The sequence below is a fragment of the Exiguobacterium sp. s11 genome, from assembly GCF_018619015.1.
GTDB lineage: Bacteria > Bacillota > Bacilli > Exiguobacteriales > Exiguobacteriaceae > Exiguobacterium_A > Exiguobacterium_A indicum.
On sequence record NZ_JACSNF010000001.1, the window covers coordinates 114,761 to 133,421 of the forward strand.

Sequence of the window (18,661 nt, forward strand, 5' to 3'; positions counted from 1 at the left end):
GGATATGAATATTTAGAAAAATCACGTTTCATTCCATCGCTGTCTGGCTATATGTAAAGAAGATAAAAAAATTTTAGTCATATATCTTTAATTCATACTATTCCGATTTGTAATATCTTGGATAGCCTGCAACGGGAGGTAGATGACGAGAGGAGTTTGTAATCATGACCACCCAACTTTCAACCAACCTAGGATCCCAAGATATTTTAGCCTCCCTGCAAGATAATGTCGCAATGATTCGATTCGACCGGCAACGTCGTGTCGTCGACGTCAATGGTTTATTCGCAAAGACGATGAAATATAAACGAGAAGAGATGATCGGGATGCAACATCACCTCTTCTGCACGACGGAGTTTGCAATGAGTGACAGTTACCAAGCATTTTGGCAGAAGCTGTTTAGTGGCTTCAGTACGGCAGATAAAATTGAACGCATCGATGCGCATGGTCAATCGATTTGGCTAGAAGCAACCTATATGCCGATTTACGATGGAACGGAAGTGACCGGTGTCTTGAAGATTGCTTCCGATATTACTGATCGTCAGCAGACGATTCAAAAGTTCGCGACTTCGTTTGACACGATTGCTAGTGATTTGAATACTCGGTCGACGCATGGCGAGCAGGAAAGCGAAGCGTTACGGCGAACGATCGAACAGATGGCCGAGACGACTCGTGATAACCATCAGACGATTGAACGGCTGCAACGCCAGGCGCAGGACATCGCTCAAGTGACGGAGACGATCAAAACAATTGCGTCACAGACGAATCTCTTGTCACTCAATGCATCGATCGAGGCAGCGCGAGCCGGAGAACACGGCAAAGGATTCAATGTCGTCGCGACTGAAGTCCGAAATCTCTCAAAGCTCGTCGAACAAGCCGTCGTCGACGTCCGACAGACGACGCAGCGAATGAATGATGAACTGCAGCGGATTGCCCGTGCGATGACGCAAGCAACGTCGGATGCACAAGCAAGCGTCACGGTCGTCGCAGAAACGGTCGATCGCTTCCATGACGTTCAGAGTGCGGCATCGACGTTAACGGAGACAGCGCGAGACTTTACAAAAGCAATTTAAGTGAGAGACGGCATTCCGGTAACGGAGTGCCTTTTTGTATAAAAAAGTATCTCTACACTTTGGAATAATATGTTAATATACTACAAAACGGAAAGGGAGCGAACTACTGATGAATATCCGCACTGCTCGACCTGACGATTTTCAGGCATTGATTCCATTGTTCCAGCAAATCCACGATCAACACGTCGCCATACGACCTGATCATTACCGTCCGCACGAGATGCCGGTTTCGGAAGACTTATTTCTGTCGCAACTCGAGAATCCGGATTATGCATTACTCGTTGCGGAACAAGATGGGCTTGCCGGTGTGATCGTCCTAAAGGAAGACATCGTCGAAGGAAGCGGCTTCGTCTTCGATAAGCATTACTTACGCGTCATCAGTCTCGTCGTTGCGGATACGCATCAAAAACAAGGCGTCGGGAGACGATTGATGCAAGCCGCTTACGCGCACGCGGAAACGATCGGCTGTGACAAAATCGAACTCGGCGTCGATGACGCCAATCAGGAAGCGATCGCCTTTTACGAGGCACTCGGAATGGCTGTCCGCTCGAGACGAATGGAATGGAACGTGACGTCAAGCAGGGAAACGACGACGTGATGTCAAACAACAGGTACTAGAAAGGGGAGAGGTCATGTTCAGATTACAAGTATCCGATCACGTATCGCTTCAATTGATCGAACGGCACCATGCGGAAGGATTGTTCGCCCTCGTCGATGCCAATCGCCCCCATCTCCGCGAATGGCTCGGTTGGGTCGATGGTGCAACAGAGGCAAGTACATATCAGGAGAGCGTCATTCCAGCATGGCTGCAACAGTTCGCCGATGGTAACGGCTTTACATGCGGCATCTATCTTGAGGACGAGCTCATTGGAACGATCAGTTTACATGAAATTAATCGGCATCTCGGGCAAACGTCGATCGGCTATTATCTAGGAGAAAAGGGCCTACGAAAAGGTGTCATGACGGACGTCGTCCGGTTCGTCACGAACTATTGTTTCGAGACACTCGGCTTAAACCGTGTCGTCATTGAGTGTGCGACTGGAAACGTCCGGAGCAGACGAATCCCGGAACGACTCGGCTTCACGGAAGAAGGCGTCTTACGGGACGCTGAGAAATTATACGGGACGTATCACGACATCCAGGTCTATGCGATGTTACGACGGGACTGGACGAAAACGCAGGAGGTGGCAGCATGCGCATCGAGCCAATGAATCAAGCGACCTATGAGTCGTATCTACCGGTAGCAATCGAGGAATATGCGGCAGATAAGTGTCGCGCTGGTACGTGGTCAGAGAACGAGTCGCTTGAGAAGGCGACTGAAGAGTTCGCGGCGCTGTTGCCAGAAGGTCTGAAAACGAAGGATCATTATTTGTTTACGTTTCGTGATGAGACAGATAGCGACATCGGGATGGTTTGGGTCCATGTGACGGAAGAATCACGCGGACGTTCCGCCTTCATCTTCGACGTCAAGATTACGTCCGACAAGCAGAACCAAGGCTACGGCAAGAAAGCGCTCCGATCACTAGAAGTGATATTAAAACGGATGAACGTCAAGAAAATCTCCTTACATGTCTTCGCGCATAACGAACGGGCGATTCATGTGTATGACTCGCTTGGGTACGAGAAGACGGATTATCATATGTCGAAACGTCTCGATGTCAGCCATTAAAAAGCTTCCTCTTGCGCAAGCAGGAGGAAGCTTTTTCGTTTAACGCCACGTCTGTAATGTATTCGCGAACTGAATGTTCGTCTCCAGTTCACCTGTGATCTCGCTTGCTGTGAAGTCATTGCCAGCGAGCCAGTCGGCAAAGTCGAATGTGACCGGTTCCTGATCACCACCGAGCGCAAACCAGACCTTCAACTCTTCCGGAAAGTAGGCAGACGTATGAATCGTTCCCGCCCACTGGGCATATAAATCAGCGAAGACGCCTTTATCGGTATCGTTGAGTAGTCGGAAAGCGGACTCCGCATCTTGAATCATGTGTTGATGGGTCTTCAACTCCATCATCCGACGTTTCGAGTCATCCAGATGATAGCGGTTTTCGTGTTGCAGCAAATCGAAGTGATTGGTGCACATGTTCGATTCCCGCACTTGGACGTCGCGTGCCGTCGCCTCGATGACGAACGAACGCGCCGATTTATCGTGGACGACGTACGTGAACGATCCGCGATGCGGAATTTCCTTGACGAGTGAAATCGCGTCGTCGACCGACGTGCACATCTCGAGGATGATCCGCCCGATCATGAAACTGACGAACCCATCGCCCGGACGGCGACGGTTGATGAAGTTATAGCCCATTGCAAGCCCATGTTCATTCATCCCGTCCATCCGACCGGTCACCCGCGATGCGGGACCGATGATTGCTGAGCCACCATCATTCGGTTGAAAGACGGAAAATCGACCATCATATGTCATCGGATGGTAATCATAGTTACGGACGAGGAAATTATCACCGGTCATGATCGAACAACCACTTTTCGGTCCTTCGACCCGGTAATGCCCGAAATGGAGTAACGTATCCGGAAGCGACAGTTCAAGTTCGTCCTGGAGTCCAAGTAACTCGTCCCAAATATGCGGGGCGTACCGGAGAAACATCTCCTTCGTCTCGACCGGATCGACTTGAAAGCGCGGAACACGGATCTTCCAGTTGTCCTCCCGGTTATGGAGCAACTGGTTTCGTTTGACGTAACGCCCTTGTTCGCGACCGAACTCATAATGACTGCCGCGGAATTGTGTGATCTCATTGGCTACACGTTGCATGGAATCCATCCTTTCTTCACCTGCTGTATGCTGATTATATCGAACACGAGAGAGAAAGTCGTACGGCAGGGCTTTGCTTGAGCACATCAAAATATAGGAATATTGAAAAATCAATCAACTATTTTAATCCTGAACCGATAAAAAAACGGGAGGGGATGGAATGAAACACATGTCAGTCAGACGGAAGATTCAAGTATTGATTGCGACAGCAATCATCTCAATGCTCTTAATCGCAGGAGCAGGACTCTATTTCTTGAATCAGATGTCGAATGCTTTACGCACGATGTATCAAGAAAATCTGATACCAATTCAAGAGGTGGCACAGATCCGAATCGATACACGGGCACTCGATTCCTTTTTAGTCGAGATGATTTTGACGAAGGACGAGACTCGAATCGGTGAACTGCAGGCGGATATCGATACGCGACAAGCGCAAATCCGTTCATCGCTCAATAAGGTAGAAGATACAGGACGATTTACCGCACAGTCAAAAAAACAATTAGAAGACTTAAAGGATAACGTCCTAGCCTATGATAACGGGATGAGCCTCGTCCAAGATGCCGCGACGCGAAATGAGAACGAAGAGGCTTATAAAGCCTACTCGGATAGTTTGGAGCAAGTCCGGGACAATGTTGCCAGTTCAGCGAAGTCGTTGATGGCTTCGATGACGAGACAGGCGAAGGATCTGAACGCTCAAAATCAGTCAGAAAAACAGACCGCCTTTTACTTAATGCTCGGGATTATCTTGTTAGGTGTCGTCCTATTCGTGGGACTTGCTTTATACATCACGCGTCTGATTACCCGTCCGATTCGTCGATTACAAGGCTGGATGGACCAATCGGGTAACGGTGATTTGACGGTTCGTGGCGATTATGATTCTAAAGACGAACTCGGTCAATTGACGACGTCCTTTAATGAGATGATCGCGTCACAACAACAAGTCGTTTTAGAATTGACGGGAACAGCAGAGCGTGTCGCTGTTGCTTCAGATGAACTCAGCGTCAACGCAGAGTCGACGACGAAAGCAACCGAGATGGTCGCTGTGACGATGGAAGAGATGGCAAGTGGTGCGAGTCAGCAGCTGCACCAAGTGTCCGATGCTTCACGGACGATCGAAGAGTTAACGACGTCGGTCCGTTACGTCGCTGGCAATGCGCAGCAGATGACGGAACGCACGGCAGAGGCGATGGAAAAAGTTTCGCTCGGTGGTCAGGTCGTCGGAACACTCGGGACACAGATGGGACGGATTCAGGAAGACGTCTCGCGTCTCAGCCACGTCATCGATGGTCTCGGTAACCGATCGCAGGAAATCGGACAAATTACGGATTCGATCAAAGGTGTCGCGGCGCAGACGAACTTACTCGCGTTAAACGCAGCAATCGAAGCAGCGCGCGCCGGTGAACAAGGACGCGGATTCGCCGTTGTCGCAGCGGAAGTCAAAACGCTCGCTGAGCAGTCGGCAGTCTCGGCAAAACAGATCGAGTCGTTGATTCGTGTCATCCAACAAGAGACGGAAGCATCGGTTGTCTCGATGGAAAAAGTCTCAACCGAGATGACGAGTGGAATCGCTGTCGTCGATCGGGCAGGTGCCTCATTCTCAGAAATTGAGACAGCCATCACCGACGTGACAGGGCACGTCGAGGAGGTATCCGGTGCCGTTCAGGAAATGGCGGCGGCGAGTGAACAGATCGCATCTGTCATGCGGACGATTCAAGCAGTGACGGAAGGAACTGCTGCCGGAACGCAAAACATCTCCGCTTCAACCGAGGAACAGATGGCGTCGATGGAAGAGATTGCATCCGCGTCCCAATCACTCGCAACGATGGCGGATGATTTGAAACACGTTACCGGACGATTTACCGTATAAGATTAAAAACGACCTCGATGGAGACATGATCGAGGTCGTTTTTATGTAGGGATAAATGGGAAAAGAAGGTGATTCATGGAGACGCGTCGTATGTATCTGAATACTATATTTTAGGAGGCATACATATGAACTTTCAATCGTTATCGACAAATAGGCTGGATTTGATTCGCGTTACGGAAAGTCACGTCAATGATTTCTATACGATCTTATCTGATTCACGCGTGACTCAATATTATGGCATTGATCCGCTCACGTCTCTTGAGGAAGCAAGTCAGATCATCCATTCATTTGATCAAACGTTTTCTATGAAACGGGGAATCCGATGGGGCATGATCGACCGTTCGACAGGGCGGTTCATTGGAACGGTCGGACTCAATAACTGGAGTCCATATGCGAAAAAAGCCGAACTTGGATTCGAATTACATCCAGATTTTTGGCGACGAGGCTATGTATCGGAAGCTGTTCAAGAAGTCATCCGGTTTTCGTTCAAAGAATTGGCGCTTCATCGGTTAGGTGCGGTGACATTTCTTGAGAACGAAGCATCCTATCGCTTACTCGAAAAACTCGGATTTACGTTTGAAGGCGTCTTACGCGGCTATCTCTATCAAGGCGAAAGGTCGCATGATGCACGGATGTACGGTCGGTTACGAACGGACGTTATCACGCCTCAGGTAAAGATTGAAGAAACTGTTTGACAGCACGACGGGACGTCAAATGAATGATTTGTTTATTGGACGTCGCTTTAAGCGTTGAGAGGATACTCGGTCGTTTATCGATCGGGAACCGCCAAATCCATTTCAAAAAATCAAACGATAGTTTCTCCGGACAGTCTGCTGCCATATCCGGTCGACCGGTCTTGCGGTAGCGCCACGTCCGTTTCAGTGCTCGGTACAGACAGATCGTCCGCGGTAGATCAAGGAAGATGATCGTATCTGCGGCTTTGATTCGTAAATCAAGCGTTCCACCGTAGTTGCCGTCGATGATCCACGTGTCGCGCGACGTGAGCATGTGTTGAATCTGGCGTTGCTCCTCACGCGAAACCGCCTCCCAGTTCGGACGCCATAATAAGGTGTCGAGATGATCGACGGGATAACCGAGTTTTTTGCCCATCGCACGAGCAAGCGTCGATTTACCGGATCCACCGGAACCGATCAGGATGATTTTTCGCATCATAGACCTCCTATTTTTTGTCATAGGAATTGATCATACCACGGTTTTCTAGTCGAGGATAGAACGAAAGGAGTGGATAAGATGGTACCGAATTTCATAATCGAAGGGATGACGATTGCTTTTCTATTACTCGTACTGGGATGTGGTGTGATTTGTCTTCCGAAACGGTGGAAGCGCTATGGCTTGATTTTACTTGGTTTGGTGGCGATCGGGTGCAGTTCCTTTTGGTACATCCGACCGACGCTCGTCAATCAACAGATTGCTGAGAATGAGAAATTGCTTAAGATGGAACTAGCACGTCAATTCCCTGATGAAGTATACACTACAAAAACACAAAAATTTTCGTATGAGTCTTCGGCGAATCCGGCTTCAATCGAAGTCGAATTTGCAAATGAACCTAACGTAACTTATTTTCTAGATATGGATGGGAAAAGGATTAGGCTGTCAAGTTTTATCTTTAAAAACGGAGGATTTCCACAGGATTTACAGCATGAATTCAAATAAAGACCGGATGCTCAAAACATCCGGTCTTTTGATTAAGTCGATTTTAAATTTTTCGTAGCAGACATCGTTTTGACGGCAAAGAAGGCAATCAGACCGAATCCGACCTTGTTGATCAAGTCAGCGAAGTTATAGATCAATTCGCGGACGAGTTGCACCTCGATACCGGGTGCAAACAAGGTGACCGCGTAACCGACCGGATAGATCGCCCATCCAATCAAGATGAACAAGCGCATCTGCAGCAAGGCTTTACGAATCGGTGCAGGCTTATCTTCAGCGGCTTTCGTGACGTTCGTGAACAGCAGATAAATGATATAAAACCATGCGACACAACCAACGACGTATGCCCAAAGACCGAGTTGTGTGAAGCCACCCGCTAGATTGATCGACGACTCGCCGATATACCCACCGATGATCATGATGATGTCGGCGATAACGAGTTTCGTCAGAAGGGAACGCCCTTTCCCCCCCTTTAAACCGAGTAACAGCGGAAACTTAATCAGCAAGAGAGGCGTCGTCACAAGCCAATCGATGTAGCGGATTTCAGTCGGAAAGCCATCAATCTCCGACAACAAACCTGATTCCCCGACAGCTTGCTTCATGAAATAGTAATGAATCGCAGCGACGAACGTGACGAGAGCAGCGACTGTTGCGGTCGAGCGGTATTCCGGGGCGAGGGAATTTCGTTCGACGAGAAAATAGAGCGTACCGGCGGCCATTCCGACGAATCCGACCCAGAACATGTACTGGGTCGCAAGAACGAGAAGGTTGACGTCTTCCATGTTGTTTCGACTCCTTTTCGTAAGTGGACACGACCTTTCATACTTTTATTTTACTGACGATACAGTCTTCAGACACCACGTCGAAACGCTCTTGATGTGCGGTCTATCAACGGTTTGACAACATTTCGACACACTTGAGGAGGAGTGACGGATGCCGAGTAAACGAATGGATCATATCAGTCTGAACGTCGTGAACCTAGAAGAAGCGATTCACTTTTTTTCGCTTTGTGGCCTCGAAGTACGCGGACGATGGGAGATGAAAGGAGAGTTACTCGATCGTTTATTAAATTTAGAGGGAGCGGAGACGGAGTGTGTTGCACTCGGATTACCAGGTGAAGCAATCTGGCTTGAACTCGTTCGATTTAAACACCCGCGTGACACGGCTTCCGTGATCCAATCCGTCCACGCAGGTGGATTGCGTCATCTCTGTTTTGAAGTAACGGCACTCGCCGCGCTCGTCGAACGTTTAGCGGACAATGGATATCAGTCGATTGGCGACGTCGCGAATTACGAAAATGAATATCGCCTATGTTACGTAAGAGGACCAGAAGGCGTGATCATTGAGTTGGCAGAAAAAATCGGACCTGTCTAAGACTGGTCCGATGTATATTGTTAAGAACAACAGGAAGTCGATGATTGTGGCAGGGAAACGTTGCACACACCCGTCTCTGGTAATGATAACTTGACCTGCTTCGCACGTGCCTCGTCTCCGACAAGAAAAGCAACGATTGATCGAACTTGTTCATAACCGGTCGCAAGCAGGAAGGTCGGAGCACGACCGTAACTTTTTGCACCGACCAAATAAAGTCCAAGATCTGGATGACGTAACTCCGCTTCTCCATGTGGACGGACAGTTCCGCAGCTATGAAGGTTCGGATCAATCAGAGGAGCAAGTATTCGACTACTCTCGGTGACAGGGTCGATATCAAGCCGTACTTCCTCGAGGAACGAAAAGTCGGGTCGACTTCCTGCATTGACGATCAGCTGATCGATCTGATGAAGGGACCGACCATCTTGAGCAGTGATGTCAAACGACTTTCCTTTCGATTCAATGGATTGGGTCTTGAAGCTGGAGTGAACCCTAATCTGATCTCGTTCAACGAGCTGACGGAGACGCGAACCGAGTGCTCCGCGACCTTCCAGTGCATCCTTTTCTTCTCCGCCGTAGGCTTGAACCGGGTCCGATTTGCGAAGGATCCAATGAATCTCCGTTTCAGGGTGGTGCGCTTTAATAGAAACGAGTTCAAGGAGCGAGTTCAAAGCAGAGTGCCCGCTACCGATGACAGCGACGGATTGATTCGCGAAAACAACAGTATCACGTTTCGCATCTACGATCGAATACCGGACAGGTAAGTTCTGCTCGATTTCGACTCGATGACCAGAACTGATTGCAGGATTTGGTCGCCCGAGGACGCCAGACGCATCGATGACCGCGCGAGCGAGAATATGTTTACGTCCGTTCGGCGTGTCTATGACTAATTCGAACGGTGTTACATCACGTGAGGCATTCGTCATCTTGTCTAGACCTGCCCGTGAGATCGAGAGAATCTCATGTTGGAAATATAGAGAGGGAGCAATTTCCGGTAATGCAGCAAGTGGGGCAAGGTATTGTTTGATCAATTCAGTTCCGGTCGGCACAGTATCGTTTGCTGGTGCAATCCAGTCCGTCAGCTCGAGCAAGTGACGTGCTGCGTCACTAATATTGTATTGCCACGTCGAAAACATCCGAACGTGTTCCCATTGTTTGATATGGTGGGCAATCGAAGGACCTTTCTCAAATAGTAAAAACGATTGACCTTCCACTACAAGTTGAGCTGCAGCCGCAAGACCGATCGGACCGGCACCGATGATGACGATGGGGTGGGAAGAACCGTATGACATGAATAAAACCTCCTTTTATTTGTAAAATGCAAGTATTAGAGACATGGTTTACAGCAGACGTCACTCTCGCCCATCTTCGTGTTTAGCAAGTCGATTGCCTGGAGGACATGTGCTTTTTCGAAGGAAGTCATTGATGAGAAGATCGAATCAAGATACGTGTTCATCTCTTCGTCAATGGCTTGAGCAACACGTAATCCTTTCTCGGACAGGCGAAGTAGGTGAATTCGCCGATCGTTGATCGCGGGACGCTTTACGAGTAGGTCCCGCTTAATCAATGTTTGTACTTGTCTGCTGAACGTAGTGATATCAAGAGCGAGTTGGTCCGCAATTTCTTGCATTGCGGAGTCAGGATGTTTGGCAACCTGATACAGCAGATGACTTTGAACGAGAGATATCTCTTCATCTAGGACGGCACAACAATTCTTATTCAATAATCCGAAGCGCCGAGTGAACGTTTGAAATAATTCACGCGTTTCATTCATGTATAGCTCTCCCTTCTCTATTTTGCTTATGAATCAGTTATACGATACAAACTTGCAAATTGCAAATAATCAATATATGATTTTCTCATATTCAATTGTAAATAAGGAAAGGGGGGAAATTGGATGCTTGTTCGTTCGATGGAAGAGAAAGATCGTAGCACTGTGTTAGCCATCTATCGTCAAGGAGTAGAAGAAGGGAACGCGACGTTCGAGACGATGATTCATGAGCAAGAGTGGTGGAGAACGCTGACGCAATCTGAACGATTCGTTCTAGCGCAAGGTGGAAAAGTGATTGGCTGGGCTAAACTGGGACGTATTTCTGAACGTCATGTCTATCGTGGCGTTCGAGAAATCAGTATATATCTAGAGCGTTCCGCTCGAGGACTCGGCGGTGGACGATTCTTAATGGAGGCATTGATCACCTATGCGGACGCCAACGGGATCTGGACGCTTCAATCACACATGTTCCCAGAAAACATCGCAAGCAGACGGCTGCATGAGCGACTTGGATTCGAATTAGTCGGTCGACGACGTGCCATCGCACAGCATCATGGTGTCTGGCGAGACACGTTGTTATTTGAGCGACGAAATGACCTTAGGTAATGAAGTGATCTTTACACGCTTGATTTTTCAATTCAATTCTTCTACAATGATCTGCCTTCGCTGAAGCGAAGGTTTTTTAGTTTATCCGTCGATGGAAGAAGGGAAGTATTAAAGACGAATGATACTACCTAAAATGACAGAGGAGGATGGACGGATGTTGCATGCCTTATTCTTGAACTGCACCTTAAAAGCATCACGTGAACCATCGAATACGGAGGCGCTGATCCGTGACGTGATTGCATATTGGAAACAGGAGGACGTCACTTCAGAAATTGTCCGCATCGTCGATCACCAAGTGGCGTTCGGCGTCACGGAAGACGAAGGCAACGGGGATGAATGGCCCGTTATTTTTGAAAAGGTGAAACGAGCCGACATCGTCGTCATCGGGACACCGCTCTGGCTTGGTGAAAAAAGTAGTGTCGCGACGCAAGTCATTGAACGATTATACGGAGGGAGCGGCTTGACGAACGATCTCGGACAAGCAATCTACTACAACAAGGTCGGTGGCGTCATCGTCACGGGGAATGAAGACGGAGCTAAACATGCGTCTGCTTCCATCTTGTACGGTCTGTCGCATATCGGCTTTACGATTCCGCCGAACGTCGATGCTTACTGGGTCGGTGAAGCGGGACCAGGACCGTCTTACATCGAAGCAGGACGGAACAACGACTTTACGAAACGACACGCACAGTTTTTAGCTGCCAACCTATACCATTTTGCGAAGATGTTAAAGGAACACCCGATTCCAGCAGAAGGGAATGTGATGGAATGAAAAAACAACGTTTAACAGGATACGGTGTCGCCACGTTGTTCGCGATGAGTTTAATGCTTGCGGGTTGCGGAAATGAGGAAACGTCGACGGACAAGGTCGAAGAAGGATCAACGAATTCGAACACGACCGACGATACGATGCAAGACAAGGATACGGTAACGAAAAATGCCGACACGGATTATGGCTTCAACAGTCTGTCGATTGAAGCGGACGTTGAAGGGGATAACGATGCCATTGATATTAGTTATGACCGGGATAATGACGGAACGGAAGCGGAATATCGCTATAAAGGGGAGCAAAAGCAAGGAGACGACGCGATGGCGGAACTCGACGCGAAGTTCAAGAACTTAAAGATTGATGCGGATACATCTGAAAATGAGGTCATCAGTGAGGTTGAACGTGTGTTTGCGATCCAGGATGCTTCTCGCTTAGAGGTTGAAATCGAATTCTCAGACGGAACCGAAAAAGAATATAAAAAATAAACAACAGGTCTGCGCCCGTAAGGGGTGTAGACCTGTTGTCTTAGTGTAGCGTCACATGAGCGAGGACACCGTAATGATCGCTCGGTACAAGGCGATGCGGCAGTCGATGATTTCCGATCAGCTGGACGTGCTGTAAGGTCACCTGTGAAAGCGAACGCTGACAGAGTAACCAATCATATCGAACGGGGCTTGTGATGCCGTCATTCTTCCTTGCGTACGGATTCATCACAGAATCAAGCGTCGCGGCGGCAATCTGTCCTGTACGAGCGGCAAAACTACCGGCGAGATCGACCCATTCCTTAAGCGCAGCTTGATGCAGAGCAGAGTTTGGACCATCATTAAAGTCACCGCCTAAGAACTCGATCGTCGTGTCATCCGTCTGTGAGGCAATCCATTCGTTGACGAATCGAAGTTGATCGAGTCGAATGTCTGAAGCACGCCAATTGAAATGAATGTTCGTCACGGCAAAACGCACACCGTCAATCGAAAACGGGATCCGAATCGCACAGTGGTGGTTGATGTTTGCTGTCGCAGCGGCACTCGAATCCGTTCGTTCAAACGGCAATTTCGTCAGGATAGCAAGTCCTTCATCTGGTGAATCCATGTAAGGATCCATCATCATATACGGATAACCGGTCGCCTCTGCGAGGTGCTCAGCGATCGAGACGAATGGTTCATCCGGATGAAACGTCGACATGACTTCTTGCAGGAGGAGAATGTCCGGTTGGTGTTGCTTGATCTCCGCGCATAACGCCTCGAACCGTTCTTGTCGTTTGTGCGGGTGATGCCAGATGTTATATGTCGCAATCGATAATGAAAGACTCATAGCTGTAAGCCCATCAACACTGTATCGTAAAAGCAACCGTCCGATAATAACCGGTCATGACGCAGTCGTCCTTCTTCTTGAAATCCATGTCGCTGATAGAGGCGAATGGCGCCGAGGTTCGTCTCGACGACTTCGAGCTGAATTTTTTGCAGGGATTGCGCTTTTGCCCAAGCAATCATTCGTTCCAGCAGTTGGGTACCGATTCCTTGCCCCCAGTCGGATTGAAGTACACCGAGTCCAAATGATGCCTTGTGCGCGAAACGTTTTAAATGAAAACCACGACATCGGGCGTAGGCGATGAGGCGTCCATCGCGCTCGACGACGAGGATGCGGTCCGGAACCGAGGAATCGTGTAACTGATCTGCGAAATCCGTCGCGGTCATCACGTCCTCACCAGGCATTCGGTCGAAGTATTCCGTTTCCGCATCGAGTGTTTGGCGGAGTTCAGCGAGGGCTTCAGCGTCACTGAGTCGAGCCGGTCGAATCTGGTACCGTTGTGTATCGAACGAGTGGTGCATCGTCTGCATATGTAATCCTCCGTTCTAGATGGAATATGCTATCATTATGGCAGGGATGGTATCATTTGTAAATTTAAGGAGAGAAGAAATGAAAATTCAAACTGGAACGAAGGAAGATAGGACATTCATCCGCGAGCAATTGATTGCCTACAATCGGCAACATGTTCCTAAAGCCTTATATGAACAATCGGAAGAACTTTGTTTTACAGCATCTAACGAGAAGGGCGAATGCATCGGAGGAATTACCGCGTCTTACGGTTGGCAACATATTCATGTCCAGTTCCTTTGGGTGAGCGATACAGCACGACAGGCAGGTGTCGGAACCCGCCTGCTGCAAGCTATCGAAGGATATGCGAAGGAAGCAAGGTGTACGAAAATTCTTTTGGACACGTTTGATTTTCAAGCACCAGACTTTTACCGCAAGCATGGTTATGAAGAGTATGGACGACTGACCGATCATCCATCGATTGGACAATCTCAATACTTCTTCGTCAAGCGACTTTAACGCCGGACGTGCACAATCCAAGCCGACATGTACGTAAGTGTTCCGATCGATAAGACAAGAGCAATCGCATAGAACGGAAATGCTGGATACAGTTGAAGTAACGGTTGCTCGAACAAAAAGGCAATCATTAGGACGGGAAGGCTGATCATGAAAGCAACATACGCTGCACGAGTTGCTTTACCGGTGATCAGTGCCTCACGTTCGTCGGAGTCGGAAAATTCTGCTGTTGCAAACGAACTTGTACGGTCTTCTCGTAAGAAATAGCTGACGATCGAAAGGACAATCGCAATCACTAGCACTGGAAGGACACTCATTAGATTCAATTCCAGCGACAATCCCGTACCGGATACCGGATCATCTTGAAATAGTTGTAGGTTCGCATGAATGGCACTAATGAGATAAGCAGCTAAAAAGTAGAGACAACAATTAAGTAAAGATTGAGTGACGACACGTTTCATCAGGATTCCTCCTCTAATTGAAATAGTTCCTCGATCGGGCAATCAAAGACGCGGGCAATCTGCATCGCGAGTAAGAGCGACGGCGTATAGCTTCCTTTTTCAAGTGAGATGACAGTTTGTCGTGTCACACCGATTCGTTCAGCGAACTGCTCTTGTGTCCACTTGTGCTGTTGACGATAGAGGCGGACATGGTTCGTCAGTTTCATCTGACGACCTCCTTTCCAGTTGTTTACATTGTAAAGTTGGGTTTACATTTTGTAAAGTAGACTTTACGTCATATATGTAAAAAATGGAGCTGACTCAAAAGTCAACTCCTCAGACTGAAGACAAAGCGTAATTTTTCTTTTAACAAAAAGGATTGCGCTTTTTTTGTTCATCTCGAATCGTTTTCCTGGGAAAAGCATCGAGCCGCTTCGCTTCGCTGCAGGGTCGCTCCTGCTTGTTTTTCCCTAGGAAGCGATGTCGAGTGAACAAAACGCTTCTCTGATCCTTCTTCCGGATATAAAAAAATGACGCATTACACGCCACTCCTACAGGAAAAAGCGCGATTTTGCGCTGTCAGAGACAAACAAGACCCGTTTTCCTGCTCGAACGGAGCGGGAAAACTGAATTGTGTCTCGCCTGAGGAAAGGGCGTGAAAAGACGCGTCATTTTTTGGGATCAGTCATTTGAAGCCTACGTGAACATTAAAATACGTAAGGTGTCAAAATGACAGCCATGAGACAGACGAACGTCGTCCATCCCTGATGATGACGTAAGGATAAGAAAAGCGTGACCAGCCCAGTGATCATCATACCGGATAAAATCCATCCTAGCCAAAAATCCGTGCTATTCGAAGCAATCGGGATGCTTAATATGTAAGCTGTCGTGTGCGGAAAGAAGCCGATGGCATCTAAAATGATACCGCCAAAGACACCAGTTAGCAACAAGCCGATCGACAGACGAAATAGTGCGTTATGTTTAATCATATGCATACTCCTATTCTGTTTGGTTGACGCAAGAAATCCTATTGTTGCACCTATTCAATATGTTTCTACAAAAAGCGATGAATTCCTTTCTGTTATCTATCCCTGAACTTTATCAAAAATCCTCGCTTCTGCACATCAATCGGAATATTCAGATAGTTATGGGGTATTCTGTTGAAAACGCCATCGCCGATTCAGTGGAAAGGAGAAGAGAAGATGATGCCTGAACTGATACCGGATGACCGGGAGCTCGAACGAAGGATTCGGATCGTCCATCTGTTGCGAAAACTGGGGAAGACGGACGAAGCGATTGCCCGATCCTTGTATGTTCCGATCGAATGGGTTCAATCAATTGGTGAAGAAGACGACTGGCAGCAAATGCAATCATCCTAAGGCAAGGACGTCACGTCCTTGTTTTTTCGCGTGTTCCGGTATACTAAAACAAGCATCTCAAATCGAGAGGATGAAGTAAAATGAACGTTGCCATCATTGGAGCAGGAATCAGTGGTTTATATCTCGCGACGCGTATGCAGGAGCTTGGACACGACGTGACGATCTATGAAGCACGCGACCGAATCGGTGGGAGAATTGAGACGGTCGATTTCGACCTAGCCGGACAAGCATATGCGTTTGATCTTGGACCGACTTGGTTTTGGCCGGACAGTGAACCACTGATGGTTGATTTGATCCATCGATTCGATTTACCGACACTGGAACAATACACGACGGGTGCGCTTCGACTCGAACGGGCTGACGGAATCGAGTCGCATGTGGTTGCGAATCAACCGACGGCGCTTCGCCTTCGTGACGGAATCCGCTCCGTTGCTACGGCACTTGCTGCACGACTCAGACCGGGAACGATTCGACTCAAGTCTCCGATCAGTCAGATTGATGTCACGAACCGGAGGGTCATCAGTTCAGGAAGGAAGAGTCAACCGTTCGATGAGATCGTTCTCGCACTCCCACCACGTTTAGCGGCAAGACTATCGTATGTGCCAGCTTTACCTGAAGCAGTCCTGGATGAACTCGAAGCATTACCGACCTGGATGGCGCAGCAAGCAAAATGTCTTGTTCTTTACGAAAGACCGTTTTGGCGTGATTCGGGCTGGTCCGGTCAGGCAATCAGCTGGACTGGGATGGTGCAGGAGATTCATGACGCTTCCCCACAAGATGGATCAGGAGCGTTGTTCGGTTTTTTCCGGACGCCGGCACGTGAACGACAGTTATTGACCGAGGCGGAAATCAAGGAAACGGTACTCGCGCAGCTGGTTCGTCTGTTCGGTGAACAAGCGCGTCAGTCGATTGGTTGGGCGTATAAAGACTGGTCGACGGATAGTTGGACAGCAACACGAGCTGATGCAGCACCGCTCGTGGATTTCCCGGCATATCATGCTATCAATCTCGGAGTGGAGCATGCAGCGATTTCACTGATTGGGACAGAGACCGATCCGAGTCATGGTGGACACTTAGAAGGGGCCATACGATCCGTTGAACGCTATTTAGAAAAGAGAGGAGTAAAAAAATGATCGAGACGCTACATTATGATGTGTTCACGACGACGCCAGGAAGCGGTAATCCAGCTGGGGTCGTCTTAGACGCCGATCAATTGACTGAGTCGGAAATGCAACGAATCGCGCGTACGAATGGCTTTACCGAGACGACGTTCGTCTTGTCATCCGAGCAAGCGGACTACCGCATGCGCTACTTTGCACCGGAACGGGAAATGGACTTATGCGGACATGGTACGATTGCCGCATTGACGGCACTTGATTCAAAGATCCGTTTATCTACGGCATGTCAGATCGAGACAAAGTCAGGCATCTTGCCCGTGATGCGTTTAGCGAACGGAATGTTTCGCTTGCAACAGGGACAACCACAATTACATCAGTTTGACGGTGACATAAAGCACGTTCTAGCCGCGATTGGTCTCGAATTGACACATCTCGATGACCGATGGCCAATCGTATACGGCAGTACTGGGAACTGGACACTGCTCCTCCCGATTCGTCGACTTGAGGACTTTCACCGGATGGTGCCGGATAACCAACGCTTTACCACCGTGTTGACCGACTTCCCACAAGCCTCGATTCATCCGATTTGTCTCGATACATATGACCGACAAGCGACGATGCACGGACGTCACTTCTCAGCAACGGGGGCAGGTAGCGTCGAAGATCCGGTTACGGGAACGGCGAGTGGTGTGATGGGTGTCTATTATCGAAAATTCATCCAGCCACTTGAAACGGAAACAGCGATCATCGTCGAACAAGGACACGAGATGGGTCGTCCCGGGCAGGTCGGAATCCGTATTTCTGGCGAAGGTCTTGATCATAGCAAATGGAAAGTCGAGATGGACGGGCAAGCCGTCTTTGTCGGCGTCAAGAGAGTGGGAGAGGAAGAGGCAGATGTTGAAACATTTCATTTGGGATTTTGACGGCACCTTGTTTGATACGTATCCGGTGTTAGTCGATGTGTTCGTGGAATTACTCGAGCGTGAGGGGCGAACGGTCGAACGCGAGCAAGTAGCAGAGCTGATGGCGATTTCAGCAAAAACGACGTATGAGGCGTTTGGTGTGTCCGAAGCGTTCATTGCGAACTACAAACAACAAAAGATGAACATCGAACAAAAACAGTCTGAACCGTTTCCCGGAATCCGTGAACTGTTAGAGGCGTTATCGACGAGAGGTGCGACGCATCATATCGTCACCCATCGCGGAACATCGATTCATGCGTTGCTTGCAAAACACGAGTTGACGCATCATTTTCAAGACGTGTTGACGGCACCGGATGGATTCGCCCGAAAACCGGATCCGGAAGCTGTCACGTACTTGATCGATCGGCACCAGATGGCACGAGACGAGACGATCATGATTGGAGACCGGGAACTCGATGTCTTAGCCGGACATCGTGCCGGTATCAAGACGTGTTTGATAAGCGAACATGCGAGTCAGACCGTTGCGACGTATACCATAACGTCGCCCGGTCGATTAAAGGAATTGTTACTGACATAACGACAGC

The 18,661-nt window shown here is 48.7% G+C and carries 26 protein-coding genes; 16 read left to right on the top strand and 10 right to left on the bottom strand.

Going from position 1 to position 18,661, the window contains the following annotated elements; all coding sequences use genetic code 11:
• Positions 1 to 164 precede the first annotated feature (164 nt).
• The 4 genes from KNQ12_RS00730 to KNQ12_RS00745 all read left to right on the top strand — a co-directional run bounded on the left by KNQ12_RS00730 (position 165) and on the right by KNQ12_RS00745 (position 2,739).
• Positions 165 to 1,070 carry a methyl-accepting chemotaxis protein gene (locus KNQ12_RS00730; RefSeq protein WP_023468251.1) on the top strand — a complete coding sequence of 302 codons (906 nt, stop codon included), beginning with the start codon at positions 165 to 167 and terminating at the stop codon, positions 1,068 to 1,070.
• A 109-nt stretch (positions 1,071 to 1,179) separates the two neighbouring features.
• A complete protein-coding gene (locus KNQ12_RS00735) occupies positions 1,180 to 1,668 on the top strand; it encodes a GNAT family N-acetyltransferase (RefSeq protein ID WP_023468252.1) in 489 nt (162 codons plus the stop codon).
• 34 nt (positions 1,669 to 1,702) lie between these two features.
• Positions 1,703 to 2,281 (top strand): GNAT family N-acetyltransferase, encoded by a 579-nt coding sequence (locus KNQ12_RS00740; protein ID WP_023468253.1) that lies wholly within the window; start codon positions 1,703 to 1,705, stop codon positions 2,279 to 2,281.
• A complete protein-coding gene (locus KNQ12_RS00745) occupies positions 2,263 to 2,739 on the top strand; it encodes a GNAT family N-acetyltransferase (protein ID WP_023468254.1) in 477 nt (158 codons plus the stop codon). Before KNQ12_RS00740 ends, KNQ12_RS00745 begins: the two co-directional genes overlap by 19 nt.
• 39 nt (positions 2,740 to 2,778) lie before the next feature.
• On the opposite strand, the gene KNQ12_RS00750 is transcribed toward KNQ12_RS00745, so the two are convergent.
• Complete coding sequence (locus KNQ12_RS00750) at positions 2,779 to 3,831, bottom strand: C45 family autoproteolytic acyltransferase/hydrolase (protein ID WP_023468255.1); 1,053 nt, start codon at positions 3,829 to 3,831, stop codon at positions 2,779 to 2,781.
• Positions 3,832 to 3,991: 160 nt separating this feature from the next.
• Between KNQ12_RS00750 and KNQ12_RS00755 the strand changes: the two genes are divergently transcribed.
• Both KNQ12_RS00755 and KNQ12_RS00760 read left to right on the top strand, forming a co-directional pair.
• The gene (locus KNQ12_RS00755) at positions 3,992 to 5,698 is read left to right on the top strand and encodes a methyl-accepting chemotaxis protein (protein WP_214745725.1); all 1,707 of its coding nucleotides are present in this window, start codon (positions 3,992 to 3,994) and stop codon (positions 5,696 to 5,698) included.
• Between the two features lie 125 nt (positions 5,699 to 5,823).
• Positions 5,824 to 6,393, top strand: a complete 570-nt coding sequence (locus KNQ12_RS00760; protein WP_023468257.1) for a GNAT family N-acetyltransferase — start codon at positions 5,824 to 5,826, stop codon at positions 6,391 to 6,393.
• Here the strand turns inward: KNQ12_RS00760 and KNQ12_RS00765 are convergent.
• Entirely contained in the window at positions 6,359 to 6,868 is a 510-nt protein-coding gene (locus tag KNQ12_RS00765) for a DNA topology modulation protein (protein ID WP_023468258.1), read from the bottom strand. The two genes, KNQ12_RS00760 and KNQ12_RS00765, sit on opposite strands and share 35 nt — an antisense overlap.
• Before the next feature lie 81 nt (positions 6,869 to 6,949).
• Between KNQ12_RS00765 and KNQ12_RS00770 the strand changes: the two genes are divergently transcribed.
• A complete protein-coding gene (locus KNQ12_RS00770; RefSeq protein WP_035397448.1) occupies positions 6,950 to 7,372 on the top strand; it encodes a hypothetical protein in 423 nt (140 codons plus the stop codon).
• Between the two features lie 32 nt (positions 7,373 to 7,404).
• Here the strand turns inward: KNQ12_RS00770 and KNQ12_RS00775 are convergent, their stop codons facing one another.
• Complete coding sequence (locus tag KNQ12_RS00775) at positions 7,405 to 8,151, bottom strand: bacteriorhodopsin (protein WP_023468260.1); 747 nt, start codon at positions 8,149 to 8,151, stop codon at positions 7,405 to 7,407.
• A gap of 151 nt (positions 8,152 to 8,302) precedes the next feature.
• On the opposite strand from KNQ12_RS00775, the gene KNQ12_RS00780 reads away from it, so the two are divergent.
• Positions 8,303 to 8,743: a VOC family protein gene (locus tag KNQ12_RS00780; protein WP_023468261.1), complete on the top strand. Its 441-nt coding sequence runs from the start codon at positions 8,303 to 8,305 to the stop codon at positions 8,741 to 8,743.
• A 20-nt stretch (positions 8,744 to 8,763) separates the two neighbouring features.
• Here the strand turns inward: KNQ12_RS00780 and KNQ12_RS00785 are convergent, their stop codons facing one another.
• Together KNQ12_RS00785 and KNQ12_RS00790 are read right to left on the bottom strand one after the other, a co-directional pair.
• Positions 8,764 to 10,032, bottom strand: coding sequence for an NAD(P)-binding domain-containing protein (locus KNQ12_RS00785; protein ID WP_041255107.1), 1,269 nt, complete (start codon positions 10,030 to 10,032; stop codon positions 8,764 to 8,766).
• Between the two features lie 35 nt (positions 10,033 to 10,067).
• On the bottom strand, positions 10,068 to 10,514 hold the full coding sequence (locus KNQ12_RS00790) for a MarR family winged helix-turn-helix transcriptional regulator (RefSeq protein ID WP_023468262.1): 447 nt from the start codon (positions 10,512 to 10,514) through the stop codon (positions 10,068 to 10,070).
• Positions 10,515 to 10,637: 123 nt separating this feature from the next.
• Between KNQ12_RS00790 and KNQ12_RS00795 the strand changes: the two genes are divergently transcribed.
• The 3 genes from KNQ12_RS00795 to KNQ12_RS00805 all read left to right on the top strand — a co-directional run bounded on the left by KNQ12_RS00795 (position 10,638) and on the right by KNQ12_RS00805 (position 12,371).
• Positions 10,638 to 11,117 carry a GNAT family N-acetyltransferase gene (locus KNQ12_RS00795; protein WP_023468263.1) on the top strand — a complete coding sequence of 160 codons (480 nt, stop codon included), beginning with the start codon at positions 10,638 to 10,640 and terminating at the stop codon, positions 11,115 to 11,117.
• A 154-nt stretch (positions 11,118 to 11,271) separates the two neighbouring features.
• A complete protein-coding gene (locus KNQ12_RS00800; protein WP_055968026.1) occupies positions 11,272 to 11,889 on the top strand; it encodes a flavodoxin family protein in 618 nt (205 codons plus the stop codon).
• The gene (locus KNQ12_RS00805) at positions 11,886 to 12,371 is read left to right on the top strand and encodes a YusW family protein (protein ID WP_055968028.1); all 486 of its coding nucleotides are present in this window, start codon (positions 11,886 to 11,888) and stop codon (positions 12,369 to 12,371) included. Before KNQ12_RS00800 ends, KNQ12_RS00805 begins: the two co-directional genes overlap by 4 nt.
• Before the next feature lie 40 nt (positions 12,372 to 12,411).
• Here KNQ12_RS00805 and KNQ12_RS00810 read toward each other — a convergent pair whose 3' ends face one another.
• Positions 12,412 to 13,197: an endonuclease/exonuclease/phosphatase family protein gene (locus KNQ12_RS00810; protein WP_214745728.1), complete on the bottom strand. Its 786-nt coding sequence runs from the start codon at positions 13,195 to 13,197 to the stop codon at positions 12,412 to 12,414.
• The gene (locus KNQ12_RS00815; protein ID WP_055968034.1) at positions 13,194 to 13,724 is read right to left on the bottom strand and encodes a GNAT family N-acetyltransferase; all 531 of its coding nucleotides are present in this window, start codon (positions 13,722 to 13,724) and stop codon (positions 13,194 to 13,196) included. The genes KNQ12_RS00810 and KNQ12_RS00815 overlap by 4 nt, the downstream gene beginning before the upstream one ends.
• A gap of 79 nt (positions 13,725 to 13,803) precedes the next feature.
• Here KNQ12_RS00815 and KNQ12_RS00820 point away from each other — a divergent pair, with 79 nt between their 5' ends.
• Positions 13,804 to 14,220, top strand: coding sequence for a GNAT family N-acetyltransferase (locus tag KNQ12_RS00820; protein ID WP_058713067.1), 417 nt, complete (start codon positions 13,804 to 13,806; stop codon positions 14,218 to 14,220).
• On the opposite strand, the gene KNQ12_RS00825 is transcribed toward KNQ12_RS00820, so the two are convergent.
• From KNQ12_RS00825 to KNQ12_RS00835, 3 genes are all read right to left on the bottom strand, one after another.
• On the bottom strand, positions 14,217 to 14,678 hold the full coding sequence (locus tag KNQ12_RS00825; RefSeq protein ID WP_058713068.1) for a DUF2178 domain-containing protein: 462 nt from the start codon (positions 14,676 to 14,678) through the stop codon (positions 14,217 to 14,219). The genes KNQ12_RS00820 and KNQ12_RS00825 overlap by 4 nt on opposite strands.
• Positions 14,678 to 14,884 (bottom strand): helix-turn-helix transcriptional regulator, encoded by a 207-nt coding sequence (locus KNQ12_RS00830; RefSeq protein WP_023468270.1) that lies wholly within the window; start codon positions 14,882 to 14,884, stop codon positions 14,678 to 14,680. The genes KNQ12_RS00825 and KNQ12_RS00830 overlap by 1 nt, the downstream gene beginning before the upstream one ends.
• Positions 14,885 to 15,364: 480 nt before the next feature.
• On the bottom strand, positions 15,365 to 15,646 hold the full coding sequence (locus tag KNQ12_RS00835; protein WP_023468271.1) for a hypothetical protein: 282 nt from the start codon (positions 15,644 to 15,646) through the stop codon (positions 15,365 to 15,367).
• Between the two features lie 171 nt (positions 15,647 to 15,817).
• On the opposite strand from KNQ12_RS00835, the gene KNQ12_RS00840 reads away from it, so the two are divergent.
• From KNQ12_RS00840 to KNQ12_RS00855, 4 genes are all read left to right on the top strand, one after another.
• Positions 15,818 to 16,036, top strand: coding sequence for a hypothetical protein (locus KNQ12_RS00840; protein WP_143013646.1), 219 nt, complete (start codon positions 15,818 to 15,820; stop codon positions 16,034 to 16,036).
• A gap of 80 nt (positions 16,037 to 16,116) precedes the next feature.
• Positions 16,117 to 17,169, top strand: a complete 1,053-nt coding sequence (locus KNQ12_RS00845) for a flavin monoamine oxidase family protein (RefSeq protein ID WP_058713070.1) — start codon at positions 16,117 to 16,119, stop codon at positions 17,167 to 17,169.
• Positions 17,166 to 18,077 (top strand): PhzF family phenazine biosynthesis protein, encoded by a 912-nt coding sequence (locus tag KNQ12_RS00850; protein WP_023468274.1) that lies wholly within the window; start codon positions 17,166 to 17,168, stop codon positions 18,075 to 18,077. The genes KNQ12_RS00845 and KNQ12_RS00850 overlap by 4 nt, the downstream gene beginning before the upstream one ends.
• Complete coding sequence (locus KNQ12_RS00855) at positions 18,049 to 18,654, top strand: HAD-IA family hydrolase (protein ID WP_023468275.1); 606 nt, start codon at positions 18,049 to 18,051, stop codon at positions 18,652 to 18,654. Before KNQ12_RS00850 ends, KNQ12_RS00855 begins: the two co-directional genes overlap by 29 nt.
• The last annotated feature ends 7 nt before the right edge of the window (positions 18,655 to 18,661 follow it).